Here is a 26,747-nt window from a genome sequence, read left to right as displayed (position 1 = left end):
TCACCTTGTACCCCTCGCTGCGTCACCCACCGGCTGCCTGAGATCAGCACACTGCTGACCGTGCGACGGTGGCTGGCGCTGGGCTCGGTCCTCGCCGGGGTGCGGCGGGGGGACCTGCGGCCGCACGCCCGCGGGGTGCTCGACGCCCTCGGCATCACGCTGGGCGGGAACACCGACCTGCTGCGGGTGCCGGCGGGCACCGGCACGCTGATCGTGTCCAACCACGTGTCGTGGCTGGACATCGTCGCGCTGCTGGCCGTCGACCCGGTGGGGTTCCTGGCCAAGCGCGAGGTGCGCTCGTGGCCGGTCATCGGATCGCTCGCGCGGTCCTGCGGCACCCGGTTCATCGCCCGGCGCGAGCTGCGGGAACTGCCCGCCGTGGTGGCCGGGCTGGCGGACGCGCTCCGCGCCGGCGAGTCGGTCGTCGTGTTCCCCGAGGGCACGACGTGGTGCGGCAGCCGGGGCGGGACGTTCCGGCGCGCCGCGTTCCAGGCGGCGATCGACGCCGGCGCGCCGGTGCGGCCGGTGACCTTCGCGTACTCGCAGGGCGGGCAGCCGAGCACGGTCGCGGCCTTCGTCGGCGACGACGCGCTCCTGCCGTCGCTGGGCCGGGTCGCGCGCGCCCGCGACCTGCGGATCGAGCTGACCGCGCACCCGCAGCTGGAGCCCCTCGGCGACCGGCGAGAGCTCGCCGCACGCGCCCAGGACATCGTCCGGTCCACCCGGGTCCCGGCGCATGCTTGACTTCCTGAACCACCTCGGTGAGCTGGTCCAGGGCACCCTGTCCTCGCCCTGGCTGTGGCTGATCGTGTTCGCGGTGGCGGCGCTGGACGCGCTGCTGCCGTTCATGCCGAGCGAGACGACGGTGATCACGGTCGCCGTGCTGCTCGGCACGGACGTCCCGAAGCTGGCGCTGCTGGCGCTGCTCGCGGCCGCCGGAGCGCTCGCCGGCGACTGCCTGTCGCACGCGGTCGGCCGGGGCGCCGCGCCCGCGCTGACCCGGTGGCTGCGCGCCGGGAAGCAGGACCGCTACGAATGGGCGCGCGGCCAGGTCGAACGCCACGCCGGGCTGCTGATCGTGGCGGGCCGGTACCTCCCCGGCGGCCGGGTCGCGAGCGGACTGGCCACGGGCAGCATGGGCGTGCCGTGGGCGCGGTTCGTCGCGCTCGACGCTGTGGGGACCGGGATCTGGGCCGTCTACAGCGTGGTCATCGGCGCGATCGGCGGCGCGAGCTTCGACGGGCAGCCAGCCAAGGGGCTGCTGTTGTCGTTCGGCATCGGGTTGATCATGGTCGGTGTCATCGACGTGGTGCGGCGGTTACGCTCACGGCATGCAGCACGCCGAGTACCTCGCGATGATCGAGGCGCAGTGCCGGGCCCTGCGCGCGGCCGCGGTGCGGACGGGGCCGGAGGCGCCGGTGCCGACCTGTCCGAAGTGGACTGTCCAGCGCCTCGTCGACCACCTGGCGAAGGTCCACTCGTGGGTCCGGGCCGCGATCGCCGATCCGAGCGGCGAGAACGTGACGCGCGGACAGCCACCCGCCGACTGGACTGAACTGCTGTCCTGGTGGGACGAGCAGCTGCAGGGGATGCTGGGCGAACTCGCCGATCCCGCGGCGCCGGCGTGGCTGCCGTGGACCCGCTACGAGCAGACCACGCGGTCCTGGGCGCGGCGGCAGGCGCACGAGACAGCGATCCACCGGCTGGACGCCGAGCACGCGCTGGCAGGCAGCGCGGATGCGTCCGCGGTCCCGTCGCTCGTGTTCGACCCGGAGTTCGCCGCGGACGGCGTCGACGAGCTGCTCGCCTGGATGCTGCCGACGCGCGCGAAGTGGGACCAGTTCGCCCTGTCCGGTTCGGTGCTGGTGCACGCGGCGGACGCCGGTCGCATGTGGCGGGTCGTGCTGCACCCGGGGCAGCCCGGGACGATCGAGCCGGTGACGGCCGCGTTCGAGGCCGACGTGACGGTCGCGGGCACCGCCGACGCGGTGTACCGGCGGGTGTGGGGGCGGCCCAGTCCCGCCTCGGTGACCGGTGACGTGCGTCTCCTGGAGCCCCTGGCCGCGCCGTGACCGGGTGCGGCGGGGAAGATGGGGCCGTGTCCGAACGACGTTATGTGATCACCTTCGGCTGTCCCGACCGCACCGGCATCGTCGCGCGCGTGTCGTCCTTCCTCGCCGACGCGGGCGGCTGGATCGTCGAGGCCGCCTACCACACCGACCCGGACACCGGCTGGTTCTTCACCCGCCAGGAGGTCCGGGCGGACTCGCTGCCGTTCGGAGTGGACGAACTGCGGTCGCGCTTCGCCGAGGTGGCGACGTCGCTGTCGGCCGAGTCGAACTGGCGCGTCGAGGACACGTCCGAGCGGCGGCGCGTGGTGATCCTGGTGTCGAAGGAGGGGCACTGCCTCTACGACATCCTGGGCCGGGTCGCGGCCGGCGAGCTGGACGTCGACGTGCGGGCGGTGATCGGCAACCACGACAACCTCGCGGACATCACGCGGGCGCACGGGATCCCGTTCCACCACGTGCCCTTTCCGGCGGGTGACAAGGCGGAGGCGTTCGCCGAGGTGCGCAAGCTGGTCGACGAGCACGACCCGCACGCCGTGGTGCTCGCGCGGTTCATGCAGATCCTGCCGCCGGAGCTGTGCCAGGCGTGGTCCGGCCGGGCGATCAACATCCACCACAGCTTCCTGCCGTCGTTCATCGGCGCGCGGCCCTACCACCAGGCGCACCGCCGCGGGGTGAAGCTGGTCGGCGCGACGTGCCACTACGTGACCGCCGACCTGGACGCCGGGCCGATCATCGAGCAGGACGTGATCCGCGTCGACCACGGCGACACCGTGCCCGACCTGGTGCGCAAGGGCCGCGACATCGAGAAGATCACGCTCGCCCGCGGCCTGCGGTGGCACCTGGAGAGCCGGGTGCTGGTGCACGGCAACCGCACGGTGGTGTTCTAGCTCGCGAGCACCGCTCCCACGATCAGCAGCGTGTAGACACCGACGGCGACGTGAACCGCCTTGGTGCGGCGTGCGTTCCGGCGCGTGCCGCAGCAGCCAGGCCAGCCCAGGGACCACGAGGACCGCGTGCATCGTGACCGCGTGCACGAGCTTCAGCGAACCCGCGGTCGTGTAGGCCAGCTGCGGTTGTCCGCTGCGGGCGAGGGTGACGCCGTCGGCGACCATGATGGCGCCGACGACCATGGCCGCGGACAGCACCACGAGCCCGAACCGCAGGGCCAGCGACATGCTCGGGCTGAGGTTCGTGGTCCGCCAGGCCGCCACGGTGCAACGTCACCAGGGCGACCTCGACGATGCTCACCGCGGTGAGCGCGCCGAGCAGGAGGTTCCGCCGCCGGACCGCAATGAAGCCGGTGGCCCAGGTGACGCTGGCCAGGGTAAGGCCGAAGGACAGGCCGAACGTCATGGCCTTGCTGTAGGACAGCGGACCCTCCCACGTGGTGCCGCTCGCCACGAAGACCACCAGGTGCACGAGGCCGCTGGCGAACAGGACGGCGGCCACCACGTAGGCGACGCGTTCGACGGGCCGGGCGCGGGTCCAGAGGCTGTCGCGGGGTGCGAGGGTCATGCCGACGATGGTCGGCGTTCGTGCCGGTCGCGGCGTCTGCCCGGCGACGTCTCTTCGCCGTACGTCGGCGGGCGTATCAGACGCGGACGAGCATCTTGCCGGTGTTCGCGCCCGCGAGGAGGTCCAGGAAGGCCTGCGGGGCGTTGCGCAGCCCCTCGACGATGGTCTCCTCGTACTTGATCTCGCCGGAGCGCACCAGCGGCGCGACCTCCTCGAGGAACTTCGCCTGTAGGTCGTAGTGGTCGCTGACCAGGAACCCGCGGATGTCCAGCCGCTTGCCGATGATCTGCGCCAGGTTCCGCGGCGCGGCGGGCGGCTCGGTGGCGTTGTAGATCGAGATCATCCCGCACACGGCGATCCGGGCGTGCACGTTCGCCGAGTCGATCGCGGCCTCCAGGTGCTCGCCGCCGACGTTGTCGAAGTAGACGTCGATGCCCTCCGGCGCGGCATTTGCCAGCTGCTTCGCGACCGGCGCGTCCTTGTAGTTGAACGCGGCGTCGAAGCCCAGGTCCTCGACGAGGTGCCGGACCTTCCCGGCCGAGCCGGCGCTGCCGATGACCCGCTTGGCGCCCTTCAGCTTCGCGAGCTGGCCGACGACGGACCCGACCGCGCCGGCCGCGCCCGAGACGAACACGGTGTCGCCCGGCTGGAACCGCGCGATCTCGGTCAGCCCGGCGTACGCGGTGAGGCCGGTCATGCCGAGCACGCCGAGGTACGCCTCGCGCGGCGCCGCGCCCGCGTCGATCTTGGCCGCCTGCTTGGGGGTGACCACGGCGTGCGACCGCCAGCCGAATCCGTGCAGCACCAGGTCGCCCGGCCGCAGGGCGTCGGTGTTCGACTCGACGACCTCGCCGACCGCGCCGCCCAGCATCACCTTGCCGACCTCGTACGGCGGCGCGTACGACTTGGCGGAGCTCATCCGGCCGCGCATGTACGGGTCGACGCTGATCTCCAGGTTGCGGACCAGGGCCTCGCCCTCGCCGGGCCGCGGCACCTCGACGTCGACCACGTCGAAGTTGGCCAGCGTCGGCGCGCCGTGCGGACGGGAGGCGAGCCGGATCTCGATCGCGGTGGTGCTCATCATGCGCTCCAGGGGTGTCGGAAGTGTGTCCACGGCTGCCAACACGCTAACCGGGGCGCTGATTCCGCTTTGTGGCTGAGGCTACAGCCACCCCGCCGAGCGGCTAGACCAGTTCGGCCAGCTTGCCGAGCACACCGTCGTAGATCCGGCGGAGCCCGCCCGGCGCGAAGGTCTTCTCGAAGAAGCCCCCGATGCCGCCCGCGCCCTGCCAGGTGGTCTCGATCCGGACGACGCTGCGCTCGCCCGCGGGCCGCACCGTCCAGGTCGTGACCATGCTGGAGTTGGCGTCCGTCTCGACGAGGGTGCCCGCTTCCGGCTCGGACACACTCGCCGCGACGTCGCGCACCCGCTTGGAGGTGGCCTGCAGCTTCCACTTCGCCTTCGTGCCGGCGCCGGTGCCGCCCTCGACCACCTCGTAGTCGCGGTAGTGCTCGGTCAGGATCTTGGGCCGGGTCTCGGCGTAGTCCGCGACCAGCGCGCGCACCTTGTCGGCCGGTGCGTCGATCGTCCGTTCCGCGCTTGCGGTGACCTTCGCCATAACCCCTCCTGATCTGCTCGAACGCTGTCGCCCGCGACTCTATCGATCAGAGGAGACCCTGCTGCGACAGCCAGTCCTTGGCGACGTCCGCCACCTGGTCGCCGTCCTCGTCGACCTGCTTGTTCAGATCGCGCAGCTGGTCAGTGGTCAGCTTCGCGCTCACCGCGTTGACCGCCGCGGCGAAGCCGGGGCCGCGCTCATCGAGCACCTTCTGGTTCACCGCGGGCACGACGTTCTCGGTCGCGACGATCTTCTGGTCGTCCTCCAGCGCGGTGAAGTCCGGGTTGCCCACCAGCGGGTTCACCGAGTCCAGCGGGATCACCGTGACCGCGCCCGAGCGCAGCTGCTCGACCCGCGGGCCGGACTCCTGGATGCTCGAGAACGTGACGTTCAGCTTGTAGACGTCACGGAAACCGATGAAGCAGTTGGCCCGGGTGCCGCACTCCGGCGGGCCGCCCAGCACGACCTTGTCCAGCTTCTTCAGGTCGCTGATCGTCCGCAGGCCCTGCTGCTGCGCGAGGTCGGACTTCACCACGTAGGTGTTCTTGTTCTCCGCCGGCGCGTAGTCCAGCAGCCCGACGCCGGACTGCTTGAACAGCTCGGCGAGCTTCGCGTGCTCGGACGCCGCGTCGTTCGGCGCCTGCTCGTTGAACCCGGAGCTGATCGCCGCGCCCTGATACTCGGGGATGAACTGCAGCTCGCCCGACTTGAGCGACGGGTACACCAGCTCCCGCGAACCGATGTTGAACTTCCGCTGGACCGGGTAGCCCTTCGCCTCCAGCGCCTGCGCGTACACCTCCGCCAGGATCTGGCTGTCCGTGAAGTTGAACGACGCCACCACGATCGGCGCGCCGCCCTTCCCCGGCGCCGCAGTGCCGCCGTCGTCCCCGCCGCCGCAGGCCGTGAGCCCGAGGACCGCCACCGCGAGCACCCCGGCCGCCCGCAGGCTCCGTGTCCACCGCATACCTGTTCACCCTCCCAGTGCAGTCAGTCGCCAGCGACCCTATCCGCGGGCACCGACAGAAACCACATAGTGAGATCGTCCGCCCGTCAGTGTCGGTCACCGCCCGTATGCTCGCCCGGTGAGCGAGTACGTCCTGGCCGCCACCGACCGGCCGCTGTTCGAGTGGCGGTGGGTGGAGCGCAACGCGGACGAAATCGTCCGGCGCCTCGGCGAGCATCTGGCGCTGACGGCGGCCGCACTCGCGATCGGGCTCGTCCTGGCGGTCGCGCTGGCCGTGCTGTCGCTGCGCTGGCGCTGGTTCTACGCGGTCGCGCTGGGCGCGGCCGGCGCGCTGTACGTGATCCCGAGCCTCGGGGCGTTCGCGCTGCTGGTGCCGTTCTTCGGGCTGTCGTTCACCGCGGCCGTGATCCCGCTCGCCACGTACACGCTGCTGATCCTGCTGCGCAACATCGTGACCGGCATCCAGCAGGTGCCCGCGGAGGTCCGGGAGGCCGCGATCGGCATGGGCTTCACGCGGCTGCGCCTGTTGCTGCAGGTCGAGCTCCCGCTGGCGCTGCCGGTGGTGATCGCCGGGCTGCGGGTCGCGGCCGTGACGACGATCGGGCTGGTCACGGTCACCGCGATGCTCGGCATGGGCGGGCTGGGCTTCTTCATCCGGCAGGGCATCCAGACGACCACGCCGAACCCGACGGCGATCATCGTCGGGATCGGGTTGTCGATCGTGCTCGCGGTGCTGGTGGACGCGCTGTTGTGGCTGAGCGAGCGGGCACTGGCCCCGTGGGCGCGGAAGGCGGGGCGGGCGTGAACGCGTTCGAGCAGGCGCTGGACTGGCTGGGGCAGCCGGGCCGGTGGAGCTGGACCGCCCCGGCCGGCATCCCGTACCGCACGCTGGAGCACCTGGGCTTTTCGGCGTTGTCACTGGTGATCGCCGCCGCGCTGGCCGTGCCGCCCGCTCTCGTGCTGGCCCACTACCGCCGGGGCGCGTTCCTGGCCAGCAGCGCGGTGAACATCGGCCGGGCCATCCCGAGCTTCGGGTTGATCATCCTGTTCTGGTACCTGGCGAGCCGGTGGGAGGTGGACACGTCGTTCTGGCCGCTGCTGCTCGCGCTGGTGGCGCTGGCCCTGCCGCCGTTGTTCACCAACACCTACGCCGGGGTGGTGTCGCTGGCGCCGGAGGCCGTGGACGCGGCGCGCGGCATCGGGCACACCGAGGGGCAGATCATGCTGCGCATCGAGCTGCCGCTGGCGTTGCCGGTGATCCTGGCGGGCGCGCGAGTGGCGTTCCTGCAGCTGGTGGCGACGGTCGCGATCGGCGCGATCGTCAACGATGGCGGCGGGCTGGGCCGGTTCATCGTGGACGGGTTCGCGCAGGGCGCAGGCGGTTACGGCGAGATCCTGGCGGGCGGGCTCGCGGTCATCGTGCTGGCCCTGGTGTGCGAGGGCGTGTTCGCGCTGCTGGAGCGGTTCGCCGTGCCGCGGGGCCTGACGTTGTCGCGCCGGGCGACGTTGTCTACGCGACCGGTTTAGCCAGGCCGTCGATGACCTCGGCGCCGGGCAGCGACGCGAGCAGTTCGCCGGTGACCAGGAGTTTCCCGCCGCGGATGCCGCTGCCAATGACGAGTTCCGGCGAGTCGGCGACGGCCTTGTCGACGAGGATCGGCCAGTCCGCGGGCAGCCCGACGGGCGTGATGCCGCCGTAGGCCATGCCGGTGAGGGCGACGGCCTCGTCCATCGGGGCGAAGGAGGCTTTGCGCACGTCCAGGCGGCGCTTGATGACGCCGTTGACGTCGGCGCGGGTGGTCGCGAGCACCAGCGCGGCGGCGAACCGGACCTCGCCTGCCCGCTTCCCGGCGACGACGACGCAGTTCGCGGAGGCGTTCAGCGGTGAGCCGTAGGCCTCGCAGAACGCGGCGGTGTCGGCGAGTTCGGGATCGATCTCGACGGCGCCCACGCCGTCGGCGTCGAGGGCGGCCAGCGCCTTGGCGACGGGCTCGGCGAGCAGGTCGGTGCGTTCGGCGGCCGGGTGGACGGTCAGCGTCCCGGCGATGCTCCAGGTCCTCACGCCATTAGGATAGGGAATCGCCGGCTCACCAGTTCTTGCCGCCGCGCTGAACCTCGATCAGCCGCGGCCGCACGTCGACGAGGTAGACGAGGACGGCGACGATGCCGGCTAGCCAGAAGAGGCTGCCCGCGCCCCCGAAGCCGAACAGCCCCATAGCGGCCGTGCCGGCGCCGGTGATGGCGAGCCAGATGGGCTTGGTCTTGCGGTCCGCGGCGTGGTAGGCGTCCGCGCGCTGGAGAAGGGCGTGCACGAACGCGCCGAGGCCCACCAGCGTGCCTGCCCAGCTGATGACCTGCATGATCCAGTACGCGATGAACGGCACGTCCCTAGCCTACGTCCCTTCGCCCCCGCCGTCGGATCCCGTGCGTCCAGAATGCCACGAACGCCCGGGACCGTCACCGCCGTCCAGGGCTGCAGGCCCGGCCCGCGCCACCGATGCCGTGCAGGGCTGGGGGTCCGGTCCGCGCACCGATGCCGTCCAGGGCTGGAGGCCTGGCCCAGGAACCGATGCCGTCCCGCTTCCCGACAGCGGTGGTCGGCCCGAACACCTCCGTGCCGCTCACCCCGCGCAGCCTCGCGGCACCGGCCCACCCGCCCGGCCCCCGACAAGCCGACCGACGGACCCCACCCGTCATGCCGAGCCTCCGGCAAGCCCCCTTGGCGCGGCAGCCCGACACGACAAAGCCCACCGGCCGCGCCGAGCGTTGCTCGACACGGCCGGTGGGCATGTGCATTGCCTACGGTGCACGTGCGCCTTGGCTACCTTCAGCGCGACCTGCACTACGGGGGCCGCCTACCGTCGGCGTGCGCCTTGCCTCCACTGGCTGCCTAGGCATGCACCTCGCGCACGGCGACCGCCCAACGTCGGCACCCACCACGCCGCCACCGGCCGCCCAGGCATGCGCCTCGCACATGGTGGCCGCCGCTGTCGGCGTCCGCCTTGGCCTACTTGCTGGCCTACTTGGTCGTCTTCGGCGTGGTCGCGTTCGCCGGGCGCTCGGCCGGCGTCGTGCTCCGGCGGGCGGCCGGGGCCTTCGTCGTGGTGGTCTTGGGGGCGGTCTTGGCCTGCTCCTCCTTGACCTCGTCCTCGATCTTGTCCGCGACGTCGTCCGCCGCCTCGGCGACCTTCTCGCCACCGGCGCGCGTCCGCTTCGCGACCAGGCCGAGCACATCCTCGACCTTCTCGCGCGCCTCTGTGCTCACCTCGCCGACCCGCTCCTGCGCGGTGGTCAGCGCCTCCTCGACCTGCTCGACCACGCTCTTCACGCGCGGCTCGGCCAGGAACTTGTCCCACGCCTGCTCACCGGTCTCGGCCAGCTTGTTGTACAGCTTCAGCGCGGCCTCGGTGTACTCGTCGATCAGCTTGCGCAGCTCGGCCGGGTCGAGCTTCTCCCGCAGGGTGGTCACCTCGGTCGGCAGCTCCTCGATGTTCTTCCGCGCCACCTCGCTGCCCTCGACGACCCGCTCGCGGGCCTTGCCCACGGCGTCGACCACGGCCTGGCCGGCCAGGTTGCCGGCGCCCAGGGCGGCCAGCAGCGGTGTGCGGAGCTGTTCGATGGCGGTCTTGGTGCTGGGCATTGTGCTCACTCCTTGGCGATGACGGTTGTTTGTCCTCGATCGCCGCCCGCCGCCGCGTTCTCCCGGCGGAACGACTCGTACACGTCGAGCAGGACCTGCTTCTGCCGCTCGGTGAGCTCGGCGTCCGCGCGGATCGCGTCGGTCACCGGTCCACCGTTGGGCAGGTCGAGGATTCCGGCCTGCACGTAGAGCGCTTCCGCGGAAATCCGCAGCCCCTTGGCGATCTGCTGCAGGATCTCCGCGCTGGGCTTGCGCACCCCGCGCTCGATCTGGCTCAGGTACGGATTGGACACTCCGGCGAGCTTTGCCAGCTGTCGCAAGGAGATCTTCGCGTTGTTGCGCTGCTGGCGGATGTACTCACCGATCCCGGAGGCGATGTCGGCGACCTTCTCCACCGGTCCGCCCGCCGAGTTCTCGTAGCCGTTGTCCTCCGACATGTCAGTCCATCTCCTCGCGACGATTCCAACGGTACGCGCGGGTGCTAGCTATTGCAAGCACCCTGCTTGCAACCATCGGGTGTTACTTGAGTCACCCATTACGGTGGGGGTGTGCACAGCACGGCACGTCGCCGGCGCCAGCTGGCCGAGTCGCTGCGCCGGGACGGCATGATCACCGATCCGGCCTGGCTGGACGCGTTCCGGCGGGTGCCGCGGCATGCCTTCGTGCCCCGGTACTTCCTATCCCAGCCCGGTGGGTGGCGCGCCGTCGACCGGACGGATGAGGACTGGCTCGACCACGTCTACGCCGACCAGGTCCTGGTGACGCAACTCGACGGCGACCCGCTCGCATGGGAGCGCGCACGCAGGCACGGTGTGGTGCGCGGCAACCCGACGTGTTCGTCGAGCATGCCGGGGATCATGGCGGTGATGCTCGAGGAGCTGTCGGTGCACAGCGGGCACCGGGTGCTGGAGATCGGCACCGGCACCGGTTACAACGCCGCCCTGCTCTCCGAACGGCTCGGCTCGTCATTGGTGTCCACTGTGGATGTGGACGAGCAGCTGGTGCGGCTCGCTTCGGAACGCCTGTCGCTGTGCGGGTACCACCCGGCGGTCGAGGTCCAGGACGGCGCGGACGGTTTCCCGGCGGGCGCGCCGTACGGCCGCGTGCTATGCACGTGCGCGGTGTCGGAGGTACCGATCGCGTGGCTGGAGCAGGCGACGCACGGGGCGATCGTGGTGACCACCCTGAACCGTCCGATCGGCGCCGGCCTGGTGCGGCTGATCGTGATGCCCGGACCGATCGCCCGGGGCCGCGTGCTGAGCCGCGACGGCCGGTTCATGCCGTTGCGGGCGCACCGTCTCCCGGATCCGGCGTCGCTGCCGGAGATCTCTGGACCCGTGCGTGCCACGGACCTGTCCGCCGAGGTGGTCCTGCACCCGTCGAGCCGGTTCGAGTTCTTCGCCGGGCTGGCGCTGCCGGGGGTGGTGCCGGTGTTCCGCGGCGAGGACGCGTTCCTCCTGCACAGCGACGGTTCCTGGGCGCGGGTGACAACGCACGCCGACCGGACGACAGTGACGCAGGGCGGCCCGCGGCGGCTGTGGGACCTGACGGAGGCCGCCCACCGGCAGTGGATCACGCTCGGAAAGCCCGCCCGGCAGCGGTTCGGGATGACCGTGACGCCCCAGCACCAGGAATTCTGGCTGGACGACCCCGACGGCGACCACCGCTGGCCACTGCACTAGACCCCGCGGCGCCCAGCACCCCAACCGGCGACCCCGCTGGCCACCAGCCCAGCCGGCATCCGACGCCCTTGATGGCGAGTACGGCCGGCCGACACTCCGTGCACCCGACCAGCGACCGACCGCCCGGCGCCCGCCAACGACTGCCGCTGGGCGGCAGGAGGCCCCCGCGCCAGCGGCCACCCTGATTGCTCCCGACGCACTCCCCGACGGCAACCACGGATGCCCAGCACCCCGCGCACAACGCCAGCAACCCACCGACGGCCAGCACCCCGCGCACCGAGCCAGCAACCACCGGATTGCCAGCGCTCGGCACACCGCGCGCCGCCCACCAGCCCCCTGCCCAGCGGTGTGCGCGCCGTCGCCAGCGCCTACATCCGAGCGCCGCAACACAGCGCCCCCGGTCACCCGCACACAGCCCGCCCGCCGCGAGCCACCGTCGGTCGTCGCGCTAAGGCAGCCGGCTTTCGACCCAGCTCGCGACGTGCTCGACGCTCGCGTCGAGTGGCGCGGTCGTCGTGTCGAAGAGGGTGACCGGCGGGTCTAGCGTGTCGGCGTTCTTGTGCAGCCACGTGTTGAACTCGAGCATCTCGGCGATGCGGGGTTCGTCCCAGCCGCGCCAGGCTGGGCGGGCCCGAAGCCGCCGGGCGAGCACCTCCGGCTCGGCGACGAGCGCGAGGTAGTGGATCTCGCTGAACAGCGCACGTTCGGGCAACGTCTCGAACTCCGGGGGCACCACGGTGCCGCACAGCACGACCGGCCGGCCGTTCTGGTGCACCATCGCGGCCATTCGCAGCCAGGTGCCCCGGAACGTCGGGTGCCCGTTCACGTCGTCGCGGAGGCCGGCCACCCACAGCACGTCCTGCTCCAGCACCGTGACCCGCCCGCCGAGCCGCTCGACCAGCGCCGGACCGACCGTCGACTTCCCCGCCCCGCTCGGCCCGGTCAGCGCGAACAGCGGCAACCGGCGGAAGGGCCAGCGGTGACCACACCGGTGGCACAACCGGATGTCGCCCTCCACGGCCGGGGCCTCAGCCAGGTCCCCGCATCGAGGGCAGATGCGGGGATCCAGCATCGCTTCGGGCATGTGTCAGTCGAAGAGCTGCTCGAGGAAGCTCCGCTTGCGGTGACCACGGTGCCCGTACGGGCGCGGCGAATCCGAGTAGTAGCCACCGCCCTGGTACGGCCGGGGCGAATCGGAGTAGCCGTGCCCACCCCGGTACGGCCGGGGCGAGTCGGTGTGCCCGTGGCCGCCGTACGGGCGGGGCGAATCCCGGTACGGCGCGGTGTGCCCCGCCCCCTGGTACGGCGGCGGAGCAGCGGCGGGTCCGCCGTAGTAAGCGCTCTCCGCGCCCACGATCTGCTCCAGCTCGCCACGGTCCAGGAAGATGCCGCGGCAGCCTTCACACTGCTCGATGTGGATGCCGTTCTTGTTGACGGTCCGCATCACGTTTTGACACTTCGGACAAATCACGTATGCCACCCTACGCATGATCCGGCCGGTCGGGGGTGACGTACACCGGTTTGCCGCCCGGAGCTCGTCATTCCGATCGCAGCGCCTCCACTCTGGTGACCGCCCGGAGCGCGGGCAACGCCGCGCCGGTCACCGCGCACACCAGGACCACCGCCGTCGCGGCGGTGACACCGATGAAGCCCGCGTCCACGTGCAGGCTGATGTCCGCGCCCAGCAGCCGCACGAGGAGGGCGCCGGTGCCGATCGCCACCGCCACAGCGACCACGACCCCGAACGCCAGCGGAATCGCGTTCTGCCAGAGCAGTGACCGTCCCAGAACCGGCAGTGGCACACCGGACGCGTGCATCGCGGCGAAGGCCCTCCGTCGTTCGCTCAGCTGCCCGGCCAGCAGCACCAGCAGACTGACCGCCGCGATGACGAGTCCCAGCAGTCCGCCTGTGTAGAGCAGGCCGTTGACCGCGGTGAGGAAATCGTTTCCCCTGCCGTAGTACTCGTCCTCGCTGTAAGCCGTCGCCTGCCACCCGAGCGGCCCGAGCGCGGCCCTGATCCGGTCCAGTGCACCCGGCTCTGCTGGAGCGAGCAGGAGCTCGATCATCCGCCCGCCGTCCGGCAGGTGCTGCGCGCTCGCGGCCGACGGTGTGACCGCCACACCGACACCGTGGGCGACGCCCGCGGTACCGGGAGAGGCGGTCGCCGCATCCGCGGGGACCGTGAACCGCACCTCGTCCACCCTCATGGTCGAACCCGGCTGGACGCCCGCCCCGGCCACGACGTACACGGCACCGTCGACACACCCTGATGTTCCGAAGAGGTGCTCCAGCACCGGACACGGCGCGACGAGCAACTCCACCGGCCTGCCGGTCCCGGGACTCGCCGCCAGCCGTTGGATCGGGTACGCGCCGACCAGCCCGGGCGTCCCGTCGAGCAGGAGCATCGCCTCCGCTTCGGCGTTGTCGGTGACGCTGAGGTTCCCGGTCCCGGTCGTGACCCGAGGGCGATCCGCGTCCGAGGCGGCCGAACCGATCATCGTCTGCAGCGTGATGACCCCGGCCAGCACGACCACCACTCCTGCAACGACACGGTTCGGCGTACCGCTGTCGAGCTGCAGCCGTCGGACGGCCAGTTGCCACGCCGGGCTCCCACCCCGGATCCGCCGCACCACGAAGTCGGTGATCCAGGGCATGACCGCAGGCACGCCGATCAGCAGGAACGTCGATCCGGCGAGCAGAAACGGCAGGGTGCTACCCGTACGGGACGACACCCCCAGGAGCTTGTCCGGCAGCAGCAGCACGACGCCGAGCGCGATCAGGACCAACCGCCACCACAGCCTTCTGCGCTCCGGCTTCGCGTTGCGCAGAACCGCGAGCGGTTCGACGACCAGCCGCCGCAACCCGAACCAGGCCGGTCCGATCGCGAGCACGGGGACGAGCAGGGCCACCACCACCCCCAGTGGCCAGCCCGGCACGAAGTCCGGGCGGAAGACGGTGATCCCCTCGAACTCCAGCCCCGCGGCCGACCCGCGCACCGCGAGGTAGATGGCCACACCCAGCGCACCGCCGGCCAAGGCGCCGGCCAGTGACTCACCGGCGGCGATCCGGTGCACCTGCCCGCGTCGCGCGCCCGCGAGGCGGAGCGTGGACAGCCGGCGCTCGCGCTCCGCACCGCCGATCCGACCCGCGGCGCTGAGCAGGACGAGCATCGGGATCAGCAGCACGACGACGCCGACGATCAGCAGGAAGATCAGCTGCGGGGACGAGGCGTCCGGTGCCGGGTCCGCCCCGAAACCGGTGACCGCGACTCCCCCGTTCGCGGCTCGGATGCCGGTGGCGCCGACGTAGGCGAACAACTCGTCCGGCCCGGCGAGCCCGTCCGGCGCGATGGCGCCGACCACCCGCCCTGGGAACCGCTGCTGCAGCAACGGGTCCACCGCGATCCGCTCCGCGAGCGCCGGCGACAGAACTGTTTCACCGGCTTGCGGGATCGTGGCCAGACCGGGTGGAACCGGCGCATCCGGGCCGACAGGCTCCAGCCAGGCGATCGTCAACGTCCGGTCTCCCACCGGGGTGACGTCGGAGGACAGGTACAGCGACGCGGGCCCGTCCACCGTCGCCGGTTCGCGCCCGGCGATGCGATCGCTCCGCTCGCCCAAGGCTTTGGTGGTGCTCGCGAGCAGCAGGAGCATCGCCACCGACAGACCGATGCCGATCGTGGTCAGCACCAGGCGGGGCAAGTTGGCACGGAACGTCCGGCCGCCCCCGACGGCCAGCCGGAAGCCCAGTGCGAAGTCGTTGAGCCAGCTCACGGAACGGCCACCCGCTCCGGTGTCCGGCCGTCCCGGACGATGACCTCGCGGTCGGAGTACGCCGCGACCCGCACGTCGTGCGTGACCAGCACTACCGCGGTGCTCAGCTCCTTCGCCGCCGCCACGAGCAGGCGCATCACGCGTTCGCCGTTGAGGGAGTCCAGCGCTCCCGTGGGCTCGTCGGCGAAAACGACCTTCGGCGTGGTGATCAAGGCCCGCGCGATCGCCACCCGCTGCCCCTGGCCGCCGGACACCTCACCGGGCCGCTTTCCGGCGAGGTCACCAAGCTCGAACCGGTCGAGAGCCGTTCGCGCCGACGCCTCGGCCGGCTTGCGCTTCGTCCCGCCCAGGCGCAGCGGTAGCGCGACGTTCTCCAAGCACGACAGCTCGGGAACGAGCTGCCCGAACTGGAAGAGAAACCCGAACTCGCTGCGGCGCAACGAAGACCGGTCTGCGTCGGACAGGCTCGCGAGGTCGCGCTCGCGGTAAACGACCCGGCCGTCGTCCGGCGGCATGATCCCGGCCAGACAGTGCAGGAGCGTGGACTTGCCGGACCCGGACGGCCCCATCACCGCGACGATCTCCCCCGCGTCGATCTCGAAGTCGGCGCCCCGCAGCGCCTCGGTAGGCCCGAAGGACTTGCGCAGCCCGGCAGCGCTGAGCAGGCTCATGCCCGCACCTGCCGGGCGAGCTCGTCGAGACGGGCCGCGGTCAGTTCGAGCCAACGCAAATCTGCTTCCAGGTGGAACAGCGCGTGGTCGCAGATCAGCGCGTCCGCGAGGTCGCCCTCGGTCTTGCGGCGGGTCAGCTCGCGCATGACCTTCAGGTGCGCGGCGCGCTGGGTGTCGAGCACCGTCGCCGCGTCCCGGCCGGACATCAACGCGAGCACGACCTTGGTGTACAGGGTGTTCTGCAGATACGCCTCCGGCTTCTCCGGAGTGCTCAGCCACTGCTCGACGTCGGTGATCCCGGCATCGGTGATCGCGTAGCTCTTGCGCTCCGGACCACCGCCCGGCTCGACCCCGCTCTCGGTCACCAGGCCGTTGCGGAGCAGACGCGCCAGCGTGGCGTACACCTGCCCGTAGTGCAGCGGCCGGTCGTGCCCGAAACGCTCGTCGTAGGCGCGTTTGAGCTCGTAGCCGTGGCACGGGCCCGACTCAAGCAGGCCGAGAAGTGTTTGTCCGATCGCCATGGACAGGACTATACACACGGTGTACAGTCACTGTCTATACACTCCGTGTGTAGCAAGAACCCCTAGCGTGAGGGGGAAGACGCGACACGGCTCCAGCCGGACTGGTGTTCCGTGACGGCGATGAGGTGAGGCTCGGGGGACACGGACCGGATCGGCCACCCGGTCCAACAGAACCCCTCGACTAGATATTCCAGGAGGTCAGCAAGCACAGAGACAGAACGGGTGACCGGCCGGATCGGCGTAGACCCGGAACGTCGACGCCTGGTCGAGCATTTTTGCACCCAGCGACAAGGCGCGACTGTGAGCCGCTTCGAGATCTGCGACGTCCAGGTCGAGGTGAAGCTGCTGCGGAACATCCTGCCCCGGCCACTCGGGCGCACGGTAGGACTCGACGCGCTGGAAGGAGACTCGGACTCCGTCCAAACCGTCGAGATCCACCCAGCTGTCGTCGTCCGCTTCCGGCTGCGGCAGGTCCAGCAACCGCGCGTAGAACCCGGCCAGTTCCACCGGATCCGGGCAGTCGAGAACGATCGCGCCCAGTTTCGGAACGGCACCCATGCGATTCCTCCCAGCACTCGAAGACCAGCAGGCGAATAACCGGTGAAAGGAGTATGCAAGTTACGCGACACTTCCGCAACCACCGTCCGGCTTACACTGGTGACGTGAGTTCGACGGACGTGTCCCTCGTGGTGGATTTCCTCAACACCCTCGACGTGGAGGACGACACTGATGTGCTCACGAACGCAGTCAACTGGCGCGCCTGGAGTCATGAGCGCGGGCTGGAAGCAGGCCCGGTGTCCGCGGCGCGGTCCGCCCGCACAACCCTGCGTGCTGCGGTCGGCGACACCGTGGACCCGTCGCCACTGGCGGTGCCGGTCACGATCGAACTGGCACCCGGTGGGCCGGCTCTGGTCACGCGCGACGCGGTCGGTGCCGTGATGGCCGCGGCGGCCAGGTTGGCGGTGCTCGGGCAGTGGGCGCGGGTGAAGATCTGCCCGGCGGACGACTGCCGCTGGGCGTTCTACGACGAGTCCCGCAACCGCTCACGCACCTGGTGCTCGATGCAGGTGTGTGGCAACCGGGAGAAGGCGCGCAGCTGGCGCCAGCGCCGGGCCTGAACACCCGATGGAGTTACCCACAGCACACCTGTGGACAACTGGTCCACCTGTGGACAACCCGGAAAGGCGCAGTTCAGGGCATCGGCGGACTTCACCTGGTGATCGGGGCGCTGCTGATCAACGCCGCGTGGCGCTCAAGGCGCCTTCCGCTCGACGACCACCGTCAGGGTGCCTGTTGCCCGGCGGGCTCACCGCCAGGGCGCCTGCCCGCTCGGTTCCGCCTGCACGTCAGGCGGCCGCGTTGGTCAGCGTCACGCGTGAGCGTGCGGCGGAGCCGCAGGCCCGCGGTGGGTCAGAACAGCAGCTGGGCCACGGTGTAGATCACCAGGCCGGCGAGCGCGCCGACCACGGTGCCGTTGATGCGGATGAACTGGAGGTCCCGGCCGACCTGCAGCTCGACCTTTCGCGAGGTCTCCTCCGCGTCCCAGCGCTCGACGGTGTCGGTGATGATCGTGGTGATCTCGGTGGAGTAGTTGCGCACCACGTAGGCGGCGGCGCCCTGGACCCAACCGTCCACCTTGCCGCCTAGGCCCTCGTCGGACACCAGTCGCTCACCCAGGTTCCGCAGGCCCTCGCGGACCCGGCGGCGCAACTCGCTCGACGGGTCCTCGGCCGCGTTAAGCAGCATGCCCTTCGCGGTGCTCCACGCCGATCCGATCAGCTTCTGCACGTCGGGGTGGTCGAGGATCTGCTGCTTGACCTGCTCGGCGCGGGCCATGGTCTCCGCGTCGTTCTGCAGGTCCTGGGCGAACTCGCCGAGGAACTTGTCCAGGGCCAAGCGCATCGGGTGGTTGACGTCGGTCTTCACGGCCCAGGCGAACGACAGGACCTCGCCGTAGACCTTGTCGGCCAGCATCGCGTCGACGAACTTGGGCGACCAGCTCGGGGCGCGGTCGGAAACCACGCGCAGCACGGTCGCGTGGTTGTCGCGCACCCACTCGTACGCGCGGTCGCACATCAGGTCCACGAGCTTGTAGTGCGCGCCGTCGGCGAAGACCTGTTCCAGCAGCTTGCCCAGCGGCGGGCCCCACGGCTGCTCGACGACCCGCCGCACCACCGCCTGCTCCATGACGGCCTGCACGTCCTCGTCCTTGAGCACCGTCACGACACCCCGCACGACGGTGGCGAGTTCGGACGTGACCCGCTCGGCGTTCTCCGGCTTGGCCAGCCACTCGCCGAACCGCCGGGAGACCTGGACGCGCTGCAGCTTGTCGCGGACCACCTGCTCGGACAGGAAGTTCGTGCCCACGAACTCGCCGAGGCTGCTGCCGATCATGTTCTTCTTGCTGGGGATGATCGCCGTGTGCGGGATCGGCAGGCCGAGCGGTCGCCGGAACAGCGCGGTGACGGCGAACCAGTCGGCCAGCGCGCCGACCATGCCGGCCTCGGCGGCGGCCCGCACGTAGCCGACCCAGCCCGGCCAGCCTGCCGACTGCGCCCACGTCGTCAACAGGAAGATCACGGTCGCGCCGAGCAGGAAGGCGAGCGCCACCAGCTTCATCCGGCGCAGCGCCCGCCGCTTGCCCTCCTGGTCCGGGACCGGGGGAAGGCCGATGTCAGCGGGGGTCAGTTGCTCCACGACCCCATTGTCCGTGAGGATCGGCCATTATGCGCGAACCAGCTCTCGTCCCCCGGCTCCGGCCGTTCACGTCGACCATCTTCGCGGAGATGACCGCACTCGCCGTGCGCACCGAAGCGGTCAACCTCGGCCAGGGCTTCCCGGACACCGACGGACCATCCGGAATGCTCGACGCCGCGAAGAACGCGCTGTTCGGCGGCGCCAACCAGTACCCGCCGGGACCAGGGCGCCCGGAGCTGCGGGCGGCGATCGCGCGTCACCGGGCCCGCTACGGGCTGTCCTACGACCCGGACAACGAGATCCTCGTCACCGCCGGTGCCACCGAAGCCATCTCCGCAGCGCTGCTTGCGCTGACCGAACCCGGCGACGAGGTCATCGTGATCGAGCCGTACTACGACTCGTATGCGGCGGCGGTCGCGATGGCGGGAGCGACCCGGCGGGTGGTCTCGCTGGTCGAGGGGGCGGACGGGCGGTTCGCGCTCGATCTGGACGCGCTGCGGGCCGCGGTGACCCCGGCGACGCGGGCGATCCTGGTGAATTCGCCGCACAACCCCACGGGAACCGTGTTCACGCGCGAGGAACTGTCGGCGATCGCCGACCTGTGCCACGAACGCGACCTGATCGCGGTCACCGACGAGGTGTACGAGCACCTGGTCTTCGACGACGCCGAGCACGTGCCGCTGGCTGCGTTCCCGGGGATGCGCGACCGGACGGTGTCGGTCTCCAGCGCGGGCAAGACGTTCAACTGCACCGGTTGGAAGATCGGCTGGGTGTGCAGCAGCCCGGAACTGGTGGGGGCGGTGCGGGCGGCGAAGCAGTTCATGACGTTCGTGTCCGGCGGGCCGCTGCAGCCGGCCGTCGCGCACGCGCTCGACCACGAACTGCCGTGGGTGGAGTCGCTGCGGACCTCGCTGGCGGCCAAGCGCGACCGGTTGTCGACGGGCCTCGCGGCGGCGGGCTTCGTGGTGCGGCCGAGCCTGGGTACGTACTTCGTGTGCGCGGACGTGCGGCCGCTGGGCTTCACGGACGCCGCCGAACTGGCGTGGCAACTGCCAGAGCGGGTCGGGGTGGCGGCCGTGCCGGTGAGCGTGTTCACCGACAACCCGGCGGAGTGGCGGCACGTGCTGAGGTTCGCGTTCTGCAAGCGGGACGAGGTGCTCGACGAGGCGATCGAGCGACTGCACAAACTGGCCTGACCACGGTCCGGTGGAACGGAGGCGGCGCATCGGCGCGAAAGCCGAGCCCGGGCGCGATCGCGGGTAGGTGCATCGCGAGGTCGCGGCCGGCTCGTGGATACGCCTCCCGACCTCGCACCCGGGGCCGGGAGGCCATAGCGCCGGAGCGCCGGGAGGCCGCACAGCGCCGCAATGCCGGCAGGTCGCGGCCGGAGGGCCACAACGCCGAGACCGGACTGCCGGGAACCGGAACGTTGCTGTGCCGGGAGGCCAGAGCGCGAAGAGCCGAGAGGCCGCCGAGAGCCGGAACGCCGACAGGCCACAGTGGCCAGGGCCGGAACGCCAACACGCCGAGACGCCGAGACCCGGACTGCCGGGAACCGGAAGGCTGCCGTGCCGGGAGGCCAGAGCGCGAAGAGCCGAGAGGCCGCCGAGAGCCGGAACGCCGACAGGCCACAGTGGCCAGGGCCGGAACGCCGACAACCCGCAGCACCCAGAACCCGCACACCGACACGCCTCAGCCCCAGAACCGAACGCCGACAGGCCGCAGCGGCCAGGGCCGGAGAGCCAACACGCCGCAACGGCGCAGCGTCGGGTCGGAGCGCCGCACCTGAAGTGCTGGAATTGCCAGTCGAGCCAGAGCACCGGCGAGCCGGCCGACCCGGAGAACGGAACGCTGGACTCCGGGCCGACCGGCCGGAGTCCGTGCGCCGCCGGGCCCACCGGGCAGGCTCAGGCGTGGTCGTAGCCGTGGGATTCCAGGTAGCGGCGGAGGCGGTCGAGGGCCCGGCGGCGGGTCGGGCCGACGCTGCCGATCGCGATGCCCAACTCGGCGGCTATTTCGGCGTGCGTGGCGGGTGGGTCTTGCATCAGGAGTTCCACCAGGCGCCTCTGGAGGGCCGGTAGCTGGGCCACCGCCTGGTGCAGCAGCGCGTCCCGCTCGGTGGTCAGCACTTGGCGCTCCGGGGTGAGCTCCTCGGCGCTGTCGCACTCCGCCGGGATCTCCCGCCGCCTCGACTCCAGCACCCTCAGCGCCTGCCGCCGGGCCGTCGTCGCCAGCCAGCCGGGTAGGCGGGCCGGCTCCCGCAGCTCCTTCAGCTGCGCCAGCGACACCCACGTGTTCTGACAGACGTCGAACGCGTCGGCGTCACCGAGCCGGTGCGCCCGCGCCACGCGCAGAACCACCACCGACAATCCGCGCACCAGCGCGGACCAGGCACTCTGGTCGCCGCGCCACGCCCGGGCCAGCAACTCGATCAGTTCGATTTCGGTCAATGCATCCCTCGCGATCACCGGTCGCGATTCAGATGGCCCAGCCCGCGCGAAAGCTCCCGAAAACCGCTGGTAGGCGAGAAGTTGAGTAAAACTACGCACACGTTGCGTGATCACCCAACCAACAGACACTCGGAAGGCGGAATCAGGGTTCCGCCGTACGGGGCTGGATCGATCGCTTTCGAGGTGAAACACTCGCCACCGGCAGGAGAAATCAGGCTGGGATCAGCACACCTGATGACCAGGCCGGAACAAACTTTCCGTAGTCGTTCGTGGACGGTGGTGGTGGCGATGCGCGACGCGATCAGCGCGCGCCACTCCGCGCGACCACTTCCGGTCGAACTCAAGCTGCTGCTCGCGGGCGGATTCGTGCTCGCGGGCTGGCTGCTCACCGCGGTACTCGGCGCGCCGTCGGCCGCGGCCGACGAGGCGCCGTTCGAACCGGACACCGTCGCCACGCAACAGCAGCCGAACCTCCTCGGCACGGTGACCGGGCTCGTCGACGTCGTCACCGACACGGTGAACACCACACTGTCGACCGTCACCGATACGGCGGAATCGGCACTGACGACCGTCACCGAAACGGCTGACCAAGCGACGCAGCCGATCACCGGAATCGTCGACGAGACCGTTCAGACGATCACCCCCAAGACACCCGAGCGGTCCGAACCGGCCGACACCGGAACAGTGGACAGCGAGCCGGTCGTCACCGAACCGGCGCCCGCGCCCCCTGCTCCCGCCGAACCTCCCGCGCAGCCGCCCGCCGAACCGGCCCCCGCGCCGGTGCACGCCGTCACGCCCCACGCCCCCGCCGTCAAGCCCGCAGAGGCGCCGGCTCAGGACCAGGACGTCCCGGGCCCGGTGCGCGCGGACAACGCCCCGCCGGCTCCGGCGCCCACCGACCCGGGTGATCCCGGTGTCGTCATCACCGTTTCCCACGACAACGGCAACAGCGGCCGCGACCTGCTGGCCGTCCTCGGCCCGCGTGCCTCCGCCGACCCGGTTCAGCCGATCGTGGGAGCGCTGACCAGCGATTTCGTGGGTATGGGCACGGTAGCGGGCCTGCCGCCCACCTCGCCCGACTGACGCGAAACCCGTTCACACAGGCGACCCGCGTCCACAACAAGATCAACTACCGGGTCCACCCGGGGGCACACCTCTGCCGCCCGAGGGCCGAATCCCAGACTTCCCGACCGGCCAACCGCGCCTGGCCGGATCGGGTGCTGGTCCCGGCGTCGCGATGCCCCCGCGACGCCGGGGCCCACCGGGCACGTGTCGAGAGCTTCCGCTCACCGCGCCGAGCAGAAGCCCGATGCGCGCCTAGCCGCGATGACCCGCCGGCACGTCGAGGGGCGGTGCCGGCGGGTCACCGTGGAGCCCGGCCCGGAGCGATCCGGGCCGGGCGTCCCGCAGCCGGTGCGCTGGACGTCTTCGCCGAACTTCCTCCCTGGAGCGGCGGACCGACGACCAGCGCACCGGCTGTTCTTCCGGAGCCCGTCACGCCACCGGCAGATCGTCGGCGGGCTGGGCGCGCACCGAGGCGGCCGCCAGCGCCAGCCGCGTGACGGCGTCGGCGAGGCGGTCCGCCGGCTGCGCGAACGGGATCCGCAGCCAGTGCTCCAGCCCGCCCTGGGCGCTGAACCTCGAACCGGGCGTGATCTGCACACCGTGGTTGGCCGCGGCGATCGCGAGACGCGTGCTCATCGGTTCCGGCAGGCGGCACCACAGCGACAACCCGCCGGACGGCACGCGGAACCGCCAGTCCGGCAGTTCCCGCCGCAGGGCCTCGGTCAGCGCGTCCCGCTGGGAGCGCAGGACGGCCCTGCGCGCGGCCGGGTCCGGGTCACCCGCGTCGAACAGCTCCGCCAGCACCAGCTGCTCGAACACCGGCGACCCCAGGTCCGACGCGAACCGCGCCGAGGTCAGGCGTGTCGCCAGGTCCTCCGGCGCCCGGATCCAGCCGATCCGCAGCCCGCCCCAGTGCGACTTGGACACCGTGCCGACCGTGATCGCCCAGTCCCCGGCGAACGCGGCCAGCGGCGGCGGCCCGTCGTCACCCTCCAGGTCCAGCTCGACGAACGTCTCGTCCACCACCGCATGCGTTTGCGTCCGGGCCAGCAGCGCCCCCAGTTCCGCCCGCCCGGACGCGTCGAGCCGGTAGCCGGTCGGGTTGTGGAAGTCGACGATCAGGTACGCGAGCCGGGGCGCGGTCTGGCGCACCGCGGCCTCCACCCCCGCCAGGTCCCACCCGTGCTCGCCGAGCGCCACCGGCACCGGCGTCGTGTGCGCGGCGCGGATCGCGTCCAGGGCGTTCGGGTACGTCGGCTGCTCCACCAGCACCCGGTCGCCGGGGTGGGTCAGCATGCGCAGCACCAGGACGAACGCGTGGTGCGCGCCGTTGGTGATCAGGATCTGCCCCGGCGAGGTGAGCAGGCCGCGCGCGGTGTACCGGGCGGCGATGCGCTCGCGCAGGGCCGGGAGGCCGGTGCCGGTGTAGCCGTGCCGCCCCAGCTCGTCGACCAGCAGCAGCCGGGCGCGGTCGACCGCGGCCAGCACCCCCGGGGCCGCCGGCGTCGCCGCCCGGACGAGGTCGATCGCCTGCGGCACGTCCGGCGACACGGGCTCCGGCGTCCTCCCCCGCGGCTTGGTGATCCACGAGCCCGCACCCCTCCTGCTGGCCACGAGTCCCGCATCGCGCAGGCGGTCCAGCGCGGCCGCCACGAGGGTGCGGCTGACGTCCAGCGCCTCGGCGAGCTCCCGCTCCGAAGGCAGCCGGGTGCCGACGGGCAGCTGGCCGTCGAGCACGCCCAGCTCGATCGCCGCCGCGAGATCCGCCGCCCCGTGACGCGAACCACTGCGACGCCACATCCCGAGCACAAGGGCCAATCTGCGGGCCGAAATCCGGCCGATGGGGTCCATGGCAGCCAATTATCGCGGATTGGCTCTGGTTATCCAGTCCAACTGACCGCAAAGTGGTCGCCGTGACTGCAATCGATCTTCGGCCGGTGCGCGTGTCGGTCAGCCCCGCGCGCCGGCTCACCCAGCTGATGGGCGGTCTCGCCCTCTACGGCACGAGCATGGCGATGATGACGCGCGCCGGGCTCGGCTTGTCCCCGTGGGACGTCCTGCACGAGGGACTGGCCGCACGCACCGGGCTCAGCTTCGGCACCGTCGTCGCGATCGCGTCGGTCGGCGTGCTCGCACTGTGGATCCCGCTCCGGCAGCGCCCCGGCCTTGGCACCGTGATGAACGTGCTGGTCATCTCGGTGACCGTGGACCTGGTGCGGGCCGTCCTGCCCGACCAGCACGCGCTGGGCTGGCAGATCGCACTGCTGCTCGGCGGGGTCGTGCTCAACGCCATGGCGACCGCGGTGTACGTCGGCGCCCGGCTCGGCCCCGGTCCGCGCGACGGGCTGATGACCGGGCTGGCCGCCCGCAACACCTGGTCCGTCCGGACGGTGCGCACCTGCATCGAGCTCGCCGTGCTGGCGGCGGGGTGGTTCCTCGGCGGCACGGTGGGCGCCGGCACCGTGCTCTACGCGCTCGCGATCGGACCCCTCACGCAGGCGCTCCTCCCCCACGTCACCTGGCGCGAGTCATGCTAGCGCCTGCCGGACCCGCCGCGCGTCCACGTCGAACCGGGCGAGCACGTCGGCGGCGGGTCCGCGCAGCGCGGTGAGCGCGAGCAGGATGTGCTCGCTCCCGAGTTCCTTACCCCCCAATGAAATCACCTCCTTCAAGCACACCTGGAGCACCTTCTTCGATTCGTCGGCGAACGGGATGTGCCGCCGCTTCCGCCCACCCGCGCCACCGGCGAGTGCGTTCGGGCCGTGCGCCTGCTCGACGCGGTCGAGGATCGCGTCGACGTCGATGCCGAACTCGCCGAGCGCTTCGGCGTCGGCCTCGGTGATCCCGCCCCGGCGGCGGACGCGCGCGGTTTCGGCGGCGACGTCGTCGAGCGCCACGCCAAACCCGGTCAGCAGGCGGGCGGCCTTGCTCTCCGGGAAGTGCAGCAGCGCGACGAGCAGGTGCAGCGGGTCGATCCGCTCCGAATCCAGGCGGATCGCGTCCTGCTGCGCCTCGACGACCACCTCGCGGGCGTCCGCGGTGAACTTCTCGAACATCACTGCCTCCCGTACTTCTTGTGCACGGCCTGCTTGCTCACGCCCAGCTCGGCCGCGATGTCCTGCCACGACCAGCCCTGTGCCCGCGCGCTGCGCACCTGCACGGCTTCGAGCTGTTCGAGCAGCCGCCGCAGCGCGGCCACGGCACGCAGGCCGACCTGGGGATCGCGGTCGCCCGCGCGGGCGGCCAGATCGGTTGCCTTCGTCATGACGTCAACCTACGTTGACACCACCACCTTGTCAACCAAGGTTGACGGCTAGGGTCGGACGGGTGATCCACGTGGCCGAACGGCCCGGCGTCGGCCTCGACGGCCGCCCGCGCCCCACCGAGGACCGCGTCGTGGTGCTCGACCGGGCGGTCGCGGTGCTCGACGGCGCCACCTCGGCCGACCCGGACCAGCCCTCCGGCGGCTGGTATGCCGAACGCCTCGCGGCGCAGCTCGAACGGGAACTGCCCGGCGATCTCCGTCCCGCCCTGGCGCGAGCGATCGCCGCTGTGGCAAGGGAACACGGCCTGCGTCCCGGATCGTCCCCGTCCAGCACCGTCGCGATGCTGCGCTGGGACGACGACCGGGTGGACGCACTGGTGCTGGCGGACAGCCCGATCGTCGCCTTTGGACAGTCGGCCGACGTGCTCGCCGACGACCGGCTGGCGACCCTGCGCCGTGCAGGGCGGTTGCGGACGCAGCAGGCCGTGCGGGCGCTGCGCAACCGGCCCGGCGGGTTCTGGGTCGCCGAAGCCGATCCGTCGGCCGCGGACCACGCGCTGACCCGCAGCTGGCCACGTACCGCGCTGGACGCCGTCCTGCTCGCCACCGACGGGGTGTCCTGCGGTGTCGACGAATACGGCTTGTTCACCTGGCCCGAAGCCCTGCGGCTGGCCCGCACGCGCGGGGTGGACGCGGTGCTCGACAGCGTCCGCACGGCCGAGGACGGCGATCCGGACGGGACGCGGTGGCCGCGAGCCAAGCGCCACGACGACCAGGCGCTGGTGCTCGTCGAGTTCGGGCGACCCTAGGGGA

At 71.4% G+C, this 26,747-nt stretch carries 30 protein-coding genes and 1 pseudogene; 12 read left to right on the top strand and 19 right to left on the bottom strand.

What is annotated here, in order from left to right; translation table 11 throughout:
* Positions 1–60 precede the first annotated feature (60 nt).
* From AMETH_RS02070 to purU, 4 genes and pseudogenes are all read left to right on the top strand, one after another.
* A complete protein-coding gene (locus tag AMETH_RS02070; protein WP_017986372.1) occupies positions 61–744 on the top strand; it encodes a lysophospholipid acyltransferase family protein in 684 nt (227 codons plus the stop codon).
* Positions 737–1,207 (top strand): annotated as a pseudogene (locus AMETH_RS39575) (DedA family protein); the annotation flags it as partial. The gene AMETH_RS02070 and the pseudogene AMETH_RS39575, both read left to right, overlap by 8 nt.
* 124 nt (positions 1,208–1,331) lie before the next feature.
* Complete coding sequence (locus AMETH_RS02060; RefSeq protein WP_323806979.1) at positions 1,332–2,072, top strand: maleylpyruvate isomerase family mycothiol-dependent enzyme; 741 nt, start codon at positions 1,332–1,334, stop codon at positions 2,070–2,072.
* 26 nt (positions 2,073–2,098) lie between these two features.
* Positions 2,099–2,959: a formyltetrahydrofolate deformylase gene (purU, locus tag AMETH_RS02055; protein WP_037322690.1), complete on the top strand. Its 861-nt coding sequence runs from the start codon at positions 2,099–2,101 to the stop codon at positions 2,957–2,959.
* A 22-nt stretch (positions 2,960–2,981) separates the two neighbouring features.
* Here the strand turns inward: purU and AMETH_RS36290 are convergent, their stop codons facing one another.
* From AMETH_RS36290 to AMETH_RS02040, 4 genes are all read right to left on the bottom strand, one after another.
* On the bottom strand, positions 2,982–3,587 hold the full coding sequence (locus AMETH_RS36290) for a hypothetical protein (RefSeq protein WP_223843038.1): 606 nt from the start codon (positions 3,585–3,587) through the stop codon (positions 2,982–2,984).
* Positions 3,588–3,663: 76 nt separating this feature from the next.
* A complete protein-coding gene (locus AMETH_RS02050; protein WP_017986367.1) occupies positions 3,664–4,671 on the bottom strand; it encodes an NADP-dependent oxidoreductase in 1,008 nt (335 codons plus the stop codon).
* 100 nt (positions 4,672–4,771) lie between these two features.
* The gene (locus AMETH_RS02045; RefSeq protein WP_017986366.1) at positions 4,772–5,206 is read right to left on the bottom strand and encodes an SRPBCC family protein; all 435 of its coding nucleotides are present in this window, start codon (positions 5,204–5,206) and stop codon (positions 4,772–4,774) included.
* Positions 5,207–5,252: 46 nt separating this feature from the next.
* Positions 5,253–6,170 carry an ABC transporter substrate-binding protein gene (locus AMETH_RS02040; protein WP_017986365.1) on the bottom strand — a complete coding sequence of 306 codons (918 nt, stop codon included), beginning with the start codon at positions 6,168–6,170 and terminating at the stop codon, positions 5,253–5,255.
* Between the two features lie 118 nt (positions 6,171–6,288).
* On the opposite strand from AMETH_RS02040, the gene AMETH_RS02035 reads away from it, so the two are divergent.
* Positions 6,289–6,975, top strand: a complete 687-nt coding sequence (locus AMETH_RS02035) for an ABC transporter permease (protein WP_017986364.1) — start codon at positions 6,289–6,291, stop codon at positions 6,973–6,975.
* Positions 6,948–7,697: an ABC transporter permease gene (locus tag AMETH_RS02030; protein ID WP_017986363.1), complete on the top strand. Its 750-nt coding sequence runs from the start codon at positions 6,948–6,950 to the stop codon at positions 7,695–7,697. The genes AMETH_RS02035 and AMETH_RS02030 overlap by 28 nt, the downstream gene beginning before the upstream one ends.
* Here the strand turns inward: AMETH_RS02030 and AMETH_RS02025 are convergent.
* The 4 genes from AMETH_RS02025 to AMETH_RS02010 form a co-directional block, all read right to left on the bottom strand.
* Positions 7,681–8,232, bottom strand: a complete 552-nt coding sequence (locus tag AMETH_RS02025) for a YbaK/EbsC family protein (protein WP_017986362.1) — start codon at positions 8,230–8,232, stop codon at positions 7,681–7,683. The genes AMETH_RS02030 and AMETH_RS02025 overlap by 17 nt on opposite strands.
* 25 nt (positions 8,233–8,257) lie before the next feature.
* Positions 8,258–8,554, bottom strand: coding sequence for a DUF2516 family protein (locus tag AMETH_RS02020; RefSeq protein WP_017986361.1), 297 nt, complete (start codon positions 8,552–8,554; stop codon positions 8,258–8,260).
* A 635-nt stretch (positions 8,555–9,189) separates the two neighbouring features.
* Positions 9,190–9,810 carry a membrane protein gene (locus AMETH_RS02015; RefSeq protein WP_017986360.1) on the bottom strand — a complete coding sequence of 207 codons (621 nt, stop codon included), beginning with the start codon at positions 9,808–9,810 and terminating at the stop codon, positions 9,190–9,192.
* Between the two features lie 5 nt (positions 9,811–9,815).
* Entirely contained in the window at positions 9,816–10,247 is a 432-nt protein-coding gene (locus AMETH_RS02010; RefSeq protein WP_017986359.1) for a helix-turn-helix domain-containing protein, read from the bottom strand.
* 111 nt (positions 10,248–10,358) lie between these two features.
* On the opposite strand from AMETH_RS02010, the gene AMETH_RS02005 reads away from it, so the two are divergent.
* Positions 10,359–11,492: a methyltransferase domain-containing protein gene (locus AMETH_RS02005; RefSeq protein WP_017986358.1), complete on the top strand. Its 1,134-nt coding sequence runs from the start codon at positions 10,359–10,361 to the stop codon at positions 11,490–11,492.
* Positions 11,493–11,940: 448 nt separating this feature from the next.
* On the opposite strand, the gene AMETH_RS02000 is transcribed toward AMETH_RS02005, so the two are convergent.
* From AMETH_RS02000 to AMETH_RS01975, 6 genes are all read right to left on the bottom strand, one after another.
* Positions 11,941–12,564, bottom strand: a complete 624-nt coding sequence (locus AMETH_RS02000; RefSeq protein WP_026153720.1) for an AAA family ATPase — start codon at positions 12,562–12,564, stop codon at positions 11,941–11,943.
* Between the two features lie 15 nt (positions 12,565–12,579).
* Entirely contained in the window at positions 12,580–12,981 is a 402-nt protein-coding gene (locus tag AMETH_RS01995; RefSeq protein WP_081617646.1) for a TFIIB-type zinc ribbon-containing protein, read from the bottom strand.
* 49 nt (positions 12,982–13,030) lie between these two features.
* Positions 13,031–15,265 carry an FtsX-like permease family protein gene (locus tag AMETH_RS01990; RefSeq protein WP_017986355.1) on the bottom strand — a complete coding sequence of 745 codons (2,235 nt, stop codon included), beginning with the start codon at positions 15,263–15,265 and terminating at the stop codon, positions 13,031–13,033.
* Positions 15,262–15,936 carry an ABC transporter ATP-binding protein gene (locus tag AMETH_RS01985; protein WP_017986354.1) on the bottom strand — a complete coding sequence of 225 codons (675 nt, stop codon included), beginning with the start codon at positions 15,934–15,936 and terminating at the stop codon, positions 15,262–15,264. Before AMETH_RS01985 ends, AMETH_RS01990 begins: the two co-directional genes overlap by 4 nt.
* Positions 15,933–16,457: a PadR family transcriptional regulator gene (locus AMETH_RS01980; RefSeq protein ID WP_017986353.1), complete on the bottom strand. Its 525-nt coding sequence runs from the start codon at positions 16,455–16,457 to the stop codon at positions 15,933–15,935. The genes AMETH_RS01985 and AMETH_RS01980 overlap by 4 nt, the downstream gene beginning before the upstream one ends.
* A gap of 198 nt (positions 16,458–16,655) precedes the next feature.
* Complete coding sequence (locus tag AMETH_RS01975) at positions 16,656–17,015, bottom strand: VOC family protein (RefSeq protein ID WP_017986352.1); 360 nt, start codon at positions 17,013–17,015, stop codon at positions 16,656–16,658.
* 104 nt (positions 17,016–17,119) lie between these two features.
* Between AMETH_RS01975 and AMETH_RS01970 the strand changes: the two genes are divergently transcribed.
* Positions 17,120–17,575, top strand: a complete 456-nt coding sequence (locus AMETH_RS01970) for a CGNR zinc finger domain-containing protein (protein ID WP_017986351.1) — start codon at positions 17,120–17,122, stop codon at positions 17,573–17,575.
* 292 nt (positions 17,576–17,867) lie between these two features.
* Here AMETH_RS01970 and AMETH_RS01965 read toward each other — a convergent pair whose 3' ends face one another.
* Complete coding sequence (locus AMETH_RS01965; protein WP_017986350.1) at positions 17,868–19,154, bottom strand: DUF445 domain-containing protein; 1,287 nt, start codon at positions 19,152–19,154, stop codon at positions 17,868–17,870.
* 29 nt (positions 19,155–19,183) lie between these two features.
* Here AMETH_RS01965 and AMETH_RS01960 point away from each other — a divergent pair, with 29 nt between their 5' ends.
* A complete protein-coding gene (locus tag AMETH_RS01960; protein ID WP_017986349.1) occupies positions 19,184–20,350 on the top strand; it encodes a pyridoxal phosphate-dependent aminotransferase in 1,167 nt (388 codons plus the stop codon).
* Between the two features lie 711 nt (positions 20,351–21,061).
* Here the strand turns inward: AMETH_RS01960 and AMETH_RS01955 are convergent.
* A complete protein-coding gene (locus AMETH_RS01955) occupies positions 21,062–21,604 on the bottom strand; it encodes an RNA polymerase sigma factor (RefSeq protein WP_017986348.1) in 543 nt (180 codons plus the stop codon).
* A 288-nt stretch (positions 21,605–21,892) separates the two neighbouring features.
* Between AMETH_RS01955 and AMETH_RS01950 the strand changes: the two genes are divergently transcribed.
* The gene (locus AMETH_RS01950; RefSeq protein WP_223843037.1) at positions 21,893–22,687 is read left to right on the top strand and encodes a hypothetical protein; all 795 of its coding nucleotides are present in this window, start codon (positions 21,893–21,895) and stop codon (positions 22,685–22,687) included.
* Positions 22,688–23,098: 411 nt separating this feature from the next.
* Here AMETH_RS01950 and yczR read toward each other — a convergent pair whose 3' ends face one another.
* Entirely contained in the window at positions 23,099–24,520 is a 1,422-nt protein-coding gene (yczR, locus tag AMETH_RS01945; RefSeq protein ID WP_038531806.1) for a MocR-like transcription factor YczR, read from the bottom strand.
* A 62-nt stretch (positions 24,521–24,582) separates the two neighbouring features.
* On the opposite strand from yczR, the gene yczE reads away from it, so the two are divergent.
* Positions 24,583–25,206: a membrane protein YczE gene (gene yczE / locus AMETH_RS01940; RefSeq protein WP_038532652.1), complete on the top strand. Its 624-nt coding sequence runs from the start codon at positions 24,583–24,585 to the stop codon at positions 25,204–25,206.
* On the opposite strand, the gene AMETH_RS01935 is transcribed toward yczE, so the two are convergent.
* Together AMETH_RS01935 and AMETH_RS01930 are read right to left on the bottom strand one after the other, a co-directional pair.
* Positions 25,198–25,725 carry a Clp protease N-terminal domain-containing protein gene (locus AMETH_RS01935; protein WP_017986344.1) on the bottom strand — a complete coding sequence of 176 codons (528 nt, stop codon included), beginning with the start codon at positions 25,723–25,725 and terminating at the stop codon, positions 25,198–25,200. The genes yczE and AMETH_RS01935 overlap by 9 nt on opposite strands.
* A complete protein-coding gene (locus tag AMETH_RS01930; RefSeq protein ID WP_017986343.1) occupies positions 25,725–25,934 on the bottom strand; it encodes an RNA polymerase sigma factor sigma-70 region 4 domain-containing protein in 210 nt (69 codons plus the stop codon). Before AMETH_RS01930 ends, AMETH_RS01935 begins: the two co-directional genes overlap by 1 nt.
* A gap of 62 nt (positions 25,935–25,996) precedes the next feature.
* Between AMETH_RS01930 and AMETH_RS01925 the strand changes: the two genes are divergently transcribed.
* On the top strand, positions 25,997–26,743 hold the full coding sequence (locus AMETH_RS01925; protein WP_017986342.1) for a protein phosphatase 2C domain-containing protein: 747 nt from the start codon (positions 25,997–25,999) through the stop codon (positions 26,741–26,743).
* Positions 26,744–26,747: the final 4 nt, after the last annotated feature.

It is taken from the genome of Amycolatopsis methanolica 239 (genome assembly GCF_000739085.1).
Taxonomy (GTDB): domain Bacteria; phylum Actinomycetota; class Actinomycetes; order Mycobacteriales; family Pseudonocardiaceae; genus Amycolatopsis_E; species Amycolatopsis_E methanolica.
Note: the sequence above shows the minus strand (reverse complement) of the source record. Positions and strands in the feature narration are given on the sequence as shown.

What these genes read in the sequence shown, in the direction of transcription:
- AMETH_RS01950 (WP_223843037.1), top strand. Translation starts at nt 21,893, where the DNA reads ATGCGCGACGCGATCAGCGCGCGCCACTCCGCGCGACCACTTCCGGTC.
- AMETH_RS02000 (WP_026153720.1), bottom strand. Translation starts at nt 12,564, where the DNA reads ATGCTGGATCCCCGCATCTGCCCTCGATGCGGGGACCTGGCTGAGGCC.
- AMETH_RS01985 (WP_017986354.1), bottom strand. Translation starts at nt 15,936, where the DNA reads ATGAGCCTGCTCAGCGCTGCCGGGCTGCGCAAGTCCTTCGGGCCTACC.
- AMETH_RS01995 (WP_081617646.1), bottom strand. Translation starts at nt 12,981, where the DNA reads ATGCGTAGGGTGGCATACGTGATTTGTCCGAAGTGTCAAAACGTGATG.
- AMETH_RS01980 (WP_017986353.1), bottom strand. Translation starts at nt 16,457, where the DNA reads ATGGCGATCGGACAAACACTTCTCGGCCTGCTTGAGTCGGGCCCGTGC.
- AMETH_RS01975 (WP_017986352.1), bottom strand. Translation starts at nt 17,015, where the DNA reads ATGGGTGCCGTTCCGAAACTGGGCGCGATCGTTCTCGACTGCCCGGAT.
- AMETH_RS01930 (WP_017986343.1), bottom strand. Translation starts at nt 25,934, where the DNA reads ATGACGAAGGCAACCGATCTGGCCGCCCGCGCGGGCGACCGCGATCCC.
- AMETH_RS02045 (WP_017986366.1), bottom strand. Translation starts at nt 5,206, where the DNA reads ATGGCGAAGGTCACCGCAAGCGCGGAACGGACGATCGACGCACCGGCC.
- yczR (WP_038531806.1), bottom strand. Translation starts at nt 24,520, where the DNA reads ATGGACCCCATCGGCCGGATTTCGGCCCGCAGATTGGCCCTTGTGCTC.
- AMETH_RS01960 (WP_017986349.1), top strand. Translation starts at nt 19,184, where the DNA reads ATGCGCGAACCAGCTCTCGTCCCCCGGCTCCGGCCGTTCACGTCGACC.
- AMETH_RS02060 (WP_323806979.1), top strand. Translation starts at nt 1,332, where the DNA reads ATGCAGCACGCCGAGTACCTCGCGATGATCGAGGCGCAGTGCCGGGCC.
- AMETH_RS02040 (WP_017986365.1), bottom strand. Translation starts at nt 6,170, where the DNA reads ATGCGGTGGACACGGAGCCTGCGGGCGGCCGGGGTGCTCGCGGTGGCG.
- AMETH_RS02010 (WP_017986359.1), bottom strand. Translation starts at nt 10,247, where the DNA reads ATGTCGGAGGACAACGGCTACGAGAACTCGGCGGGCGGACCGGTGGAG.
- AMETH_RS01935 (WP_017986344.1), bottom strand. Translation starts at nt 25,725, where the DNA reads ATGTTCGAGAAGTTCACCGCGGACGCCCGCGAGGTGGTCGTCGAGGCG.
- AMETH_RS36290 (WP_223843038.1), bottom strand. Translation starts at nt 3,587, where the DNA reads ATGACCCTCGCACCCCGCGACAGCCTCTGGACCCGCGCCCGGCCCGTC.
- AMETH_RS02050 (WP_017986367.1), bottom strand. Translation starts at nt 4,671, where the DNA reads ATGATGAGCACCACCGCGATCGAGATCCGGCTCGCCTCCCGTCCGCAC.
- AMETH_RS02015 (WP_017986360.1), bottom strand. Translation starts at nt 9,810, where the DNA reads ATGCCCAGCACCAAGACCGCCATCGAACAGCTCCGCACACCGCTGCTG.